Origin of the sequence: Rheinheimera lutimaris (genome assembly GCF_013283795.1) — a bacterium.
GTDB classification, from domain to species: Bacteria; Pseudomonadota; Gammaproteobacteria; order Enterobacterales; family Alteromonadaceae; genus Alishewanella; species Alishewanella lutimaris.
In genome coordinates, this window is sequence record NZ_JABSOD010000002.1 from 333,797 (window position 1) to 345,261 (window position 11,465).

At 50.4% G+C, this 11,465-nt stretch carries 9 protein-coding genes; 4 read left to right on the forward strand and 5 right to left on the reverse strand.

Annotated elements, in window-relative coordinates; genetic code table 11:
• The first annotated feature begins 17 nt into the window (after nucleotides 1-17).
• Complete coding sequence (locus HRH59_RS03180; RefSeq protein WP_173499808.1) at nucleotides 18-1,940, forward strand: methyl-accepting chemotaxis protein; 1,923 nt, start codon at nucleotides 18-20, stop codon at nucleotides 1,938-1,940.
• Here the strand turns inward: HRH59_RS03180 and HRH59_RS03185 are convergent.
• From HRH59_RS03185 to fusA, 5 genes are all read right to left on the reverse strand, one after another.
• On the reverse strand, nucleotides 1,915-2,802 hold the full coding sequence (locus HRH59_RS03185) for a transglutaminase family protein (protein ID WP_173499809.1): 888 nt from the start codon (nucleotides 2,800-2,802) through the stop codon (nucleotides 1,915-1,917). The two genes, HRH59_RS03180 and HRH59_RS03185, sit on opposite strands and share 26 nt — an antisense overlap.
• A 15-nt stretch (nucleotides 2,803-2,817) precedes the next feature.
• A complete protein-coding gene (locus tag HRH59_RS03190; RefSeq protein WP_173499810.1) occupies nucleotides 2,818-5,310 on the reverse strand; it encodes a circularly permuted type 2 ATP-grasp protein in 2,493 nt (830 codons plus the stop codon).
• Nucleotides 5,311-5,330: 20 nt separating this feature from the next.
• Nucleotides 5,331-6,296, reverse strand: coding sequence for an alpha-E domain-containing protein (locus HRH59_RS03195; RefSeq protein WP_173499811.1), 966 nt, complete (start codon nucleotides 6,294-6,296; stop codon nucleotides 5,331-5,333).
• Between the two features lie 3 nt (nucleotides 6,297-6,299).
• Nucleotides 6,300-7,757: a circularly permuted type 2 ATP-grasp protein gene (locus HRH59_RS03200; RefSeq protein WP_173499812.1), complete on the reverse strand. Its 1,458-nt coding sequence runs from the start codon at nucleotides 7,755-7,757 to the stop codon at nucleotides 6,300-6,302.
• Between the two features lie 138 nt (nucleotides 7,758-7,895).
• Entirely contained in the window at nucleotides 7,896-10,001 is a 2,106-nt protein-coding gene (gene fusA, locus HRH59_RS03205; protein ID WP_408015040.1) for an elongation factor G, read from the reverse strand.
• Nucleotides 10,002-10,276: 275 nt separating this feature from the next.
• Between fusA and HRH59_RS03210 the strand changes: the two genes are divergently transcribed.
• From HRH59_RS03210 to HRH59_RS03220, 3 genes are read left to right on the forward strand one after another with little or no spacing between them, the layout of a single operon-like run.
• A complete protein-coding gene (locus HRH59_RS03210) occupies nucleotides 10,277-10,735 on the forward strand; it encodes a GNAT family N-acetyltransferase (RefSeq protein WP_173499814.1) in 459 nt (152 codons plus the stop codon).
• Between the two features lie 12 nt (nucleotides 10,736-10,747).
• Complete coding sequence (locus tag HRH59_RS03215; RefSeq protein WP_231702379.1) at nucleotides 10,748-11,119, forward strand: nuclear transport factor 2 family protein; 372 nt, start codon at nucleotides 10,748-10,750, stop codon at nucleotides 11,117-11,119.
• An 11-nt stretch (nucleotides 11,120-11,130) separates the two neighbouring features.
• Nucleotides 11,131-11,436 carry a hypothetical protein gene (locus HRH59_RS03220; RefSeq protein ID WP_173499815.1) on the forward strand — a complete coding sequence of 102 codons (306 nt, stop codon included), beginning with the start codon at nucleotides 11,131-11,133 and terminating at the stop codon, nucleotides 11,434-11,436.
• Nucleotides 11,437-11,465: the final 29 nt, after the last annotated feature.

The following is an 11,465-nucleotide window of genomic DNA, read 5'->3' on the forward strand; positions in this document are numbered from 1 at the left end:
TTTGAGTGAGATACGTCATGACCTTACAAAAAACCTTTATTGTCTGGCTTACCGGCCTGGTTGTTGTCATCGCTATTGTGGTTATAGCGCTGATTTCCGGCCGTGAGACAGATAAAATCACCCTGCAACTGGAGCAAGAACGCACGCAGTTGGGGCGTGAAATCATGGCGTTGCTCACGCTGACCGACAATCTGATGTTATCACAGGTAAAAAGCAGCATGCGCCTGCTGAATCAACGTATCAGCGAAAGCGGTGACGTCAGCGTAGGGCCGCCGGTAGATGTGGCCGGGCGCAAAGTAAACGATTTACTGTTGAATAATACCGGTCAGGCCAACCGGTTTGACTTAGTAGACTCACTAACCGAAATTATGGGCGGAACCGCAACCCTGTTCAGCCGCGATAATGAAGATTTTGTGCGAATTTCTACCAATGTGATTACCAACGACAAAAGGGCTATCGGCACGGTGTTAGCGCCAACGGGTCTGGCTATTGCTGCTATCCGGCGTGGTGAGGCGTTTTATGGTGTGGTAGATATTTTAGGTAACCCCTTTGTCACCGGGTATGAACCTATAAAAGATAGCAGCAACAAAGTTATAGGTATCAGCTACGTAGGCTATCGTGCTGATTTAGATGCGTTAAACCGTCTGGTGATGCAAAGCCGTATATTGTCGCAAGGTTTTGTTGCCATAGAAGATCGCAGCGGTAAAGTGCGGGTTAATTCTGACAACATTCCCGCTGAGACAGTGCAGCAAATTTTGGCCGGGAAAAACGAGGGCTGGCAACAACAGACACTGGAGTTTGCGCCCTGGGGTTACAAAGTGCATCTGGTATATTCTGACCCGGAAAGAAGCAGCCTGGTGTGGCAAACTCTGGGGCCCATTATTGCGTTGGTGGTGTTATTTGGCATTTTGCTGATTGCGTTAGTGTTTTTTCTGACGAAAAAAGTGGTGATCCAACCGTTGAACAAGGTTAATGCCTCTTTAGCGAATATTGTTGAAGGCGAGGGCGATTTAACCGCCCGGCTGAATTTTGCCCGTAAAGATGAGATCGGCATTATGGCTGCCGGTTTCGATGCCCTGTTAAGCCGTGTGCGGCAAACCATAGTAGATGTACAACAAGTGTCAAAAGGCTTGAAACAATCGGCGGACACTATGGATCAGGCTGCTAAGCAGGTGCTGCAAAAAATTACCCGGCAAACGCGGGAAACAACAGAGATTGCTCACGCCATTGAAGAAATGACCTCAACGGCGCATGCGGTAGCCCAGGGCGCTTTAAACGCGGAAACTGCGGCGCAGGAAGTCGCTACGCTGGCACAGCAGGTTATGCAGGTGGTTGAAAACACTGTAACGAATTCACAACAGCAAATGCAGGCGGTGGATCAGTCGGAGCATGCTATCGGCTCGCTAACTAAAGCCAGCGTTGATATCGCCAAAGTACTGGAAGTGATCAGCAGTATTGCTGAGCAAACCAATTTGCTGGCGCTGAACGCCGCCATTGAAGCCGCCAGGGCCGGTGAGCAGGGCCGTGGCTTTAGCGTGGTAGCCGATGAAGTGCGCTCTTTGGCCAGCCGCACCCAGGCATCGACCGGTGAGATAAAGCATATGATTGCCGGGTTGGAAACCGGGGTGTTGTCGGTGGCTGAGATTAACAACCGTTATAAATCAACCGTGCTGGATAACGTAAAGTTTGCCGAAGCGGCGCGTAAGGCTTTGCACGCGGTGCAAGCTGCCGTAGAGCAAATTAAAAGCCAGAATGCCGGCATTGCCAGCGCGGCCGAGCAACAAAGTACAGTGGCTGAAAACATTAACCAAAAAACCCGTCAAATTAGTCAGTTAGCAGAAGACAGTGCGCAGCAGTCTGAAGTGACGCAGCAAACCAGCAGTGGTTTAATGCGCCAGTGCGAAACTCTGGTGACTATTTTGTCCGGTTACAAGGTATAACATCAACGGCGACACGCAATTGGTGCTCGCCGCTACCTTGCAGTACGCCTTTTAGTGGTACCACATCGGCATAATCACGGCCCCATGCTAAGGTCAGGTGCTGCTCGTCGGCCAGCACGTTATTGGTAGGGTCAAAATCAATCCAGCCGAGTGATGGGTCAAATACCGCAAACCAGGCATGCGATGCATCTGCGCCGACTAAACGCGGTTGGCCTTCAGGTGGCCGCGTTTGCAGATAACCGCTGATATAACGTGCCGGCACGCCGACCGAACGCAGACAACTGATGGCAAGTTGGGCAAAGTCCTGACATACGCCTCTTTTATGCTGTAATACTTCGCTAATCGGCGTAATGACAGTGCTGAATTCAGGGTCATACTGAAATTCTTTAAAAATCAGCTGATTAAGCGCTTGCGCCAGTTGCAGTACATTTTTCTCCGCTTGCAGCAGCGGTAAGATCAGAGCTTTAGCTTCAGGCTGCAGTGGGATCATCCGGCTGGCATTAAGACACAGCCTGGCCGCTAATGCTGCGCTGCTGCTATCGGTCGCCAGGTAGTGTGTCAGTTCGCTGATATCTGCGCCGTCGCGTATTTTCAATACATTATGCCGTGCCTGCACCTGCACTACACTGCGGGCTGTTACACTAAGTTGTTGGTGTGGTGGTTGCAGATGAATAAAATGTTGGATATTGCCAAAACTGTCGATGTGCTGTTGCAGTTCAGACGGTGCAGGGCTAACGCTAAGGTCAAACTGCTCTACCTGCTGATACGGCAGGTTGCGCGGTGTTAGCCAGGCCAGGTTGTAGCTGTTAGCTACCATATGGGTATAACGGTACTCGGTGCAGTGGCTAAGCTGGTATTTCATTGTATACAGACCCTGTTAGAAACTCTGCCATTGGCTGCTTAAATCAGCATGATTAAAGTAGGACTGTGTAATGCTGTCAGACAGCTGACGCAACAGTTGTTGCAGCTGATGTAGCAGTAAACTGAGATCCGGCTTTGCGTGTTGCTGTGAGTCAAACAGTTGTTGTGGATCTAATTGGTGTAACAAGGCTACCAATTCCATGGCCAGGCGTTGCTCGCGGCCGGGTTTTAACCCCACACCAGCCTGCAGTGCCGGAAGTTTTTCGGTTTGTCGCAGCAGACTGGCACACTGATAACCTACTGAACGCGGCGTGCTGTCGTCCAACAATAACAAGTCAATAATAGCCGGAGCATACAGCTCAGCCTGATAGCGCCGGCGGTAGGTGAGTAATGTATCCGCCAGGCGTAGCAGGGCCTCAAGCAAAGCATCACCCGGTGGCCTATGAGTAAACACAGCTTGTAGCAGGCTGCAGGTTTGCAGTGCCCGTTCCAGGTGCTGGCCCAGATCCATAAAACGCAACGTTTGGGTACGGCTCATGGTTTCATTGTTCAGGCCGTAAATGGCTGTTTGCAGCAGCACTACCTCGTCCAGTGTACGTTGCAGCGTTGCCATTTGCGGCTGAGCAGAGAGGGCCGGCCACTGATAAACGGCCGTTTGCAGTTTATCCAGTACATACCAGGTATCTTCACTAAAATATTCGCGTACCGACTGGGCATTAAACAACAGGTTTTGCAACACGGCCGCCACGCCGTGCGGATTGGCGGTATTAAATAAGCTTTCCAGTGTTACTTGTGCTGCAGTTATCTTTGCGGGTGCAGCGCTATCGCCACTGCCGTTAGCTTGCAGGCAAAAATGCAGTAAACAGGCGGCGTCCTGTTGTGTTGCGGGCTCACTGCTGCTGAGTAAGGTGAGCGCCGCGCGCAGGGCCCTGCATATCAGGTTCAACCGTTCGTTGTAGCGCCCTAACCAGAATAAATGGTCGGCTACGCGACTGGGCAATAAACCGGAGTGGCGTGACAGCGTAACTTGCTGCTTTGCGCTTTGCAGCAAACTTACAGCGTGAGCTTTGTCTGCCAGTACCCAAACATCTTTGGCTTTGAAAGCCTGATTAAAACCGGCACTGTCAGTCAATTGCAAGGCGTTGCCGTTTGCACTGACACGGCCCAGGGCGCCCGGCATAACGTGCACTTCAATGCCGGTTTCAGCTTGGTTTTCAAGCAAGCTGAACAGACGCAATACCCCCGTTTGTTGTGGCAGCTGCGCATCGGCGGGCGAGCTGTCTGCTAAGCTATTTACCGGCAAAGTGCTCAGTGGCAATAACTGTCTTGCAATGTACGCCGCCGGTTGCAGCAGCAGCTGTTGCCACAACGCTGCGCGCTCTGCGACGTTAAGCTGTGGCAGTAACCATTGTTTGCCGCTGAGTAAATGTTGCAGGCAGTACTGCTGTTGATTGGCTTGCAACTGCGCCAGGTCTTGCTTATCACCACACCACAACGCCGCAACAGTGGGTAACAGTAATGGCTGCTGCAACAAAAACTCGCAACATGGCGCTAAAAACGGCAACAAAGCACCCGAGTCAAGCAGTGCGGTACCCGGTGGGTTAACACAGAGCAGTTGTTGTTGGCGGATACTTTGTAATAGCCCGGCACTGCCACTGCCGGCGGCATCCAGCTCCAGCGAATCACAACTGCTGTCCGGCAGATAGCGCAGCAGGCTTTGCAACGGCTGCAGGCCGCTTAAGGTTTTTAACCACAGTTGGCCGTCTTTAAACATCAGATCTGCACCGTGTACCAGGGCAATGTCGAGGTAGTTGGCCAGAAAAGCGTGCTCAAAATAGGCTGCATCGCGTTTATGGTGCGTTAAGATGCCGGCGGTTTTTTGTCTGTTATCGCCATGGTAGCCTTGCTGCAGTAACTGTTGTAAACGGCGGAAAAAGCCGGCTAACTGGCTTTTTTTAATGCCTGCGTTTAACTCGCCGGTGGTGTTGTTAAATGCCAGCCGGTGCTCCAGTACATAGCCCAAACCGGCTGGTAAGCGGCTGTTATCGCCCCAGGCGCAGAAGTTACCGGCGCTGTTGCGGCCGATATCGGTGGCCAACATGGGCAGCCAAGGCTGTTTGCCGGTTAAGTTAACGCAGGGTAACAGATAATCTTTGTTTAAAAAGATCACTTCCGGCGGAATAATAGCGTGTTGTAACAACTGCTGCGGGCCGTAAAGGTCATGTAAAATGGCGTTTAACAACTGGTGCCGCTGGCTCAGGCCGCTTTCCAGTTGCAGCCATTGTGGCTCGCTGATAAGCCAGGGCATTAAATCCAGCTGACGTTGCGGCTGTTGGCCCGGTGAAAACGCGGTACCATTTTCACGCAGCTGATGTTGCAACTCATCCTGCAGTTGCTGCAGCCTGGCAGGGCTTTGTTGTTGCCACCAGTGCTGCAGATGCTGCCACGGCTTCAGCTGTTGCCAGTGTTGCTGTTCAGCTAAATTGTGCGGCGTAACGCTCACTGACATACGGCTCCTGTTAAATCAGTTCAGGCAGAAAGTTGTTGCTGCTGCGCAGCAGCGGGCTCAGTTATCACCTGATGTAACTGCATAATACCGGCCTGGATCTGGTCTATCAGGCTATGCAACTGTTCGGTTGACAGCTCGCTTAGTGGCGCGGCTTTAAGCAGTGTCTGCAACTGATGCACTTGCTGCAAAATGTTGATGCTGTGCGGTAAGCCTTTGGCTGAAGCGGCAACACGGTTAAAACAATAGGCGATAGAGCGGGGGAAATCCGCAAAAGTCAGCAGATAGTCGATAGCATCAACATCACTGCTTTGATGCGCCAGATAATAATGATATGACTCTATGCCACCCAATGCATTAAGGATAGAGGTCCAGCGAAATTTAGGCCGTTTAATTTGTGTTGGTTGTAATTGTTGCAGCACCATCACATCCATAATGCGGGTGGTCATATCGGCACGCTCTACGTGGCGGCCCATATTAAACAAACCAAAGGCGTCGCTGCGAAGCATTACACCGTCTAACACACCTACCACCATTTGACAGCGCCGGCTTACTTCTGTCATCAGATTATAGCGCTGTTGGCGCCCGCCGGGCTGTTGGCAATGTTGTTGAATAAAACTATCCAGCATATTTAACTCTTCCCACATATCACGCGGGATCAACTGGCGTACAGAGCGGGCGTTGTATTTCAGTTGGCTGCAGGTATGGCGGATAGACACGCTGCTGGCGTTGTTGCTGATTAAATGCGCCATTACCGCATATTCAATGCTGGCTTGTTCCGGCGTGGCATCAGGCGGCAGCTGATAGTCGGCCAGGGTGCTGCTGCTGTCCAGCCCCATTACATCCAGCAGTATCGGCCAACTGAAGCGGGTGTCTTTGTGGCTGTCTATCAGCAGGTGGCTGGTGGCGTTTACCAGCCTTGCGGTATCGTCCAGCCGCTCCAGGTAGCGACCGAGCCAGAAAATATTATCGACAGATTTCAGCAGCATAAGTTATACCTCATCGTTGATAATCCAGGTGTCTTTACTGCCACCGCCCTGGGATGAATTTACCACCAGCGAGCCGCGAGTCAGCGCTACCCGGCTTAAACCGCCGGTGGTGCAGTACAGCTCTTTGCCCTGCAAAATAAAGGGGCGTAAATCGAGGTGACGTGGCTCCAGCGCACCGTCGCACAGTGTCGGTGCGGTAGATAAGTTAAGCGTAGGCTGGGCTATAAAATTGCGTGGGTTAGCCTTTATGGCGGCCGCCATCTGTTGCTGTTCGGCTAATGTTGAGCGCGGGCCGATTAAAATGCCGTAGCCGCCGGACTCGTTGGCCGGTTTTACCACCAGTTTATCCAGGTTTGCTAACACATAACTGCGCTGCTTCGGCTCCAGACACAGGTAGGTTTCTACATTGTCTATAAGTGGTTGCTCGCCTAAGTAATATTGAATAATTTGTGGTACATAGGCATAAATAACTTTGTCATCGGCCACCCCGGATCCCGGCGCATTGGCAATAGCCACATTGCCTTTAGCCCACGCCTTAATCAGGCCAGGTACACCCAGCACCGAGTCGGGACGGAACGTCTGTGGGTCAAGAAACACATCGTCAATACGGCGGTAGATAACGTCAACCCGTTGCTTACCATGCAGCTTTTTCAAATAAACAATGTCATCTTCGACAAATAAATCGGTGTTTTCGGCCAGCTCTATGCCGGTTTGCTGCGCCAGAAAGCTGTGTTCAAAATAGGCCGAGTTATAGATGCCGGGGGTTAGCAGCACTATACAGGGTACATCGCTGCTGCGCGGTGCCAGTGATGCCAGCATGCGCCACAGCTGGTGTGTGTAATCGTCTACCGGATATATGGTTGAGTCAGCAAACAGCTCGGGGAACACCCGTTTCATTACGGTACGGTTTTCCAGCATGTAAGACACCCCTGACGGTACGCGCAGGTTATCTTCCAATACCAGAAAACGGCCTGTCCCGTCACGAACCAAATCAGTGCCGCAAATGTTGGCCCAGACGCCATAACGGGGCGAAATGCCCTGGCATGGTGCAAGATAATTTTTCGATTGCAACACCAGCTCAGCCGGTACTATGCCGTCTTTAAGGATCTGTTGGTCGTTATATAAGTCATCAATAAACAGATTAAGTGCGGTTAAACGTTGCTTTAAACCGGCGCTGGTACGCTGCCATTCGGAGCCGGGAATAGTGCGCGGCATCACATCTAACGGCCAGGCGCGGTCGATATTGCTGCCATCGCTGTACAGCGTAAAGCACACTCCCATATCGCTAATAGTTTGATTTAACTGAATTTGCCTTTGGCAAAGTTCAGTAGCACCATGTTTATCAATAAAGCGCGCAATGGCAGCGGCCGGCGGGCGCACGCTGCCATCGTCATGAACCAATTCATCAAAGCAGTTGGCGGTTAGCGGATATCCGCCACGGGTAAAACTTTTTACACTCATCGGCAACTCCTTGTACTGCACCCTAAACTCAGCACGGCTGATACAATAAATACAGCAAGGGGTATGCCACAGTATAAATAACAGACAGAAAAAAGCCCCGCAGGTTAACCGGCGGGGCTTTTTTTAAAGCGTTACTGCTTAGTTTTTAGCAGCGGCAGCTTTCTTTTCTTTTTCTTTGGCGATAACAGTTTCTGCTACGTTAGCCGGGCACGGTGAGTAGTGCGAGAACTCCATAGAGAACTGACCACGGCCTGACGTCATAGTACGCAGAGTACTGATGTAACCGAACATTTCTGACAGTGGTACGTCAGCTTTGATACGTACGCCGGTAACACCTGCTTCCTGGCCAGAGATCATGCCGCGACGACGGTTTAAATCACCGATAACATCACCTACGTGATCTTCCGGGGTAAACACGTCAACTTTCATGATTGGCTCAAGCATTTGCGCGCCGGCCTTAGGCATAGATTGACGGAAAGCGCCTTTAGCGGCGATTTCAAACGCGATGGCTGATGAGTCAACAGCGTGGAAACCACCGTCGAATACTTCAACTTCAACGTCTAATACCGGGAAGCCAGCCAGGGTACCGGTTGACATCATAGACTCAAAGCCTTTCTCGATAGCAGGCATAAATTCTTTTGGTACGCTACCACCAACAACGGTAGAGATGAATTTAAAGCCTGAGTTTTGCTCGCCCGGACGAATGCGGTAATCGATTTTACCGTACTGACCAGAACCACCTGATTGCTTCTTGTGGGTGTAGCTGTCTTCGATTTCACGGGTAATAGTTTCGCGGTAAGCAACCTGTGGCTGACCTACAACTAACTCAACGCCGTAAGTACGTTTTAAGATGTCTACTTTGATATCTAAGTGTAATTCACCCATACCTTTAAGGATGGTTTCACCTGAGTCAACGTCAGTTTCAACACGGAAGGTTGGATCTTCAGCAACCATCTTACCGATAGCGATACCCATCTTCTCTACTGAGCCTTTATCTTTTGGCGTAACAGAGATAGAAATTACCGGCTCCGGGAATACCATTGGCTCAAGCGTACAAGGGTGCTTAGGATCACACAAAGTGTGGCCGGTCTGGGTGTTGTTCTTCATACCTACCAGCGCAATGATGTCACCCGCCTGAGCAGTAGTCAGGTCGGTACGGTCATTCGCCTGCATTTCAACCATACGGCCGATACGCTCGGTTTTGCCGGTGAAAGAGTTCAGGATGGTATCACCCTTGTTCAGTACACCAGAGTAGATACGGATAAAGGTCAGGGCGCCGAAACGGTCATCCATGATTTTGAATGCTAAAGCGCGGAACGGCTCGTCAGCAGACACGATAGCGTGTTGGCCGGTTTCGTTACCTTCTTCGTCAGTCAGTGGCTGAGGAATAACTTCAGTCGGGCTTGGCAGATAATCAACAACCGCATCTAACAGTAATTGCATACCTTTGTTTTTAAAGGCTGAACCACAGTAAGTCGGGAAGAATGCCAGGTCGCGACAGCCTTTACGGATACAACGCTTAATGTCTTCCAGAGACGGCTCTTCGCCTTCCATGTACGCCATTAACAGGTCGTCATCTTGCTCTACAGCAGTTTCGATCAGTTGTTGACGGTACATTTCAACGTCGTCAGCCATGTCAGCCGGTACGTCAGTTACGGTGTAGTTTTCCGGTAAGCCGGTTTCATCCCAGATGTAGGCTTTCTGTGTTAACAGGTCAACTACACCTTTGAAGGTGTCTTCACGGCCGATTGGTAACACCATGATCAGTGGGTTTGCGCCCAGAACTTTCTTAACCTGTTCAGTAACACGGATAAAGTCAGCACCGATACGGTCCAGCTTGTTAACGAAGATCAGACGTGATACTTCAGCATCGTTAGCATAGCGCCAGTTAGTTTCTGATTGTGGCTCAACACCGCCTGAACCACAGAATACACCAACACCACCGTCTAATACTTTTAATGAACGGTATACTTCAACAGTGAAGTCAACGTGGCCCGGGGTATCGATAACGTTGAAACGGTAGCCTTTCCAGAAACAGCTAACAGCTGCTGACTGGATAGTAATACCGCGCTCGGCTTCCTGTTCCATAAAGTCGGTAGTAGATTCACCTTCGTGAACTTCACCTAACTTATGGATCTTACCGGTCAGTTTCAGGATACGCTCGGTAGTAGTGGTTTTGCCGGCATCAACGTGGGCGAAGATACCAATGTTTCTGTATAAGGATAAATCTGCTGACATAGTAATCTCAATAAGCTAGGGTTTGAAAATAGTGCGGTAATATACAGGATTTCAAAACGTTTTGCAGGAAAAAAAATGTTGTCGGCGGCTAATTTTTTATCCATGCTGTCAAAGCATAGTTACAATCGCCGCGAAGCACTTTATTTGCCGCGCTTTCAGGCGCGGATTAAGGCTGTAGTGCATGTTATCAGTTGCTTACTCTCAGCTGAGTAAGGCCGGTTGCTGAAAACAGCGCGCACCGGCCTTGTACCTTTATACACATTTTCTCAGGTAGATTAACGATGAACATTATTCCCGGCCGGCTCGACTCGCCGGCGGTCAGGCAGTTATTGCAGGGTCATTTAGACGATATGTATGCCACCTCTCCACCAGAGAGTGTGCACGCGCTGGATATCAGTAAACTACAGGCGCCGGATATCCGTTTCTGGGGCGCCTGGCAGGGTGACACCTTACTGGGCTGTGTGGCGCTTAAACAACACAGCAACGATATGGCAGAAATTAAATCTATGCGCACCGCACCCGAAGCACGCGGGCAGGGCATAGGCCGCGCCTTATTACAGTTTTTGCTAAAAGAGGCCAGCCAAAGCGGTATTAAACAGCTGTTTCTGGAAACCGGCTCGATGGAGTTTTTCCTGCCGGCCCGCACCTTGTACCAAAGCGCCGGCTTTAATTACTGCGGCCGCTTCGCCGATTACCCGGAAGACCCGAACAGTACGTTTATGACAAAAACGCTGGAATAAGGCTGCCATACTATGGCTAACGATATGGCTAACGATATGAATAACGAACAAACAGTATTGCCGGTACAACGCCAGCTGGATGCTTACAACGCTAAAGATCTCGCTGCTTTTATAAGCTGCTACCACAGTGATATTGCTATTTACCGCATGCCGGCAACAGAGCCTGCTTTAACAGGCCGTGAAGCTCTGGCCGCTTTTTATAAAGCCGAGCGCTTTACCATAGCCGCGCTGCGCGCCGAAGTGCTGCAGCGCATGGTGGTGGGTAATAAGGTTATCGACCATGAAAAAGTATACGGCATGGCCGAACAGCCGTATCAGGTAGTAGTGGTGTACGAAGTACAAGATGGCCTGATAATAAATGCCTGGTTTTATCCGGCAGGGTGAAGAGTCAATTTATGACAGAAAAAGCGTTTGTAGAGTTTTACTTATCTCAGCAGTTATTTTTAATGCCGCTGATTATATTGTTCTCAGCGGGGCTTACCATGCTGCTATTTGGCAGTATGGTGGCGGCATTAACTGCTTTGGGAAATCGCAATTGGCTTTGGGGCATAGCAATCTTGTTGTCAGGATGGGTAGCAGGTTTGCCGTATTCACTGCTACATAAACATGCCGACTATGCCAAATCACTGATGCTAAAAGGCATTGCAGTCATTGGCGTATCATTGGTGGCAGCTTGCGTCCTGTGGCTATTGGTATGGTAATACACCCATTTTTAATTGACGCTAAAAGT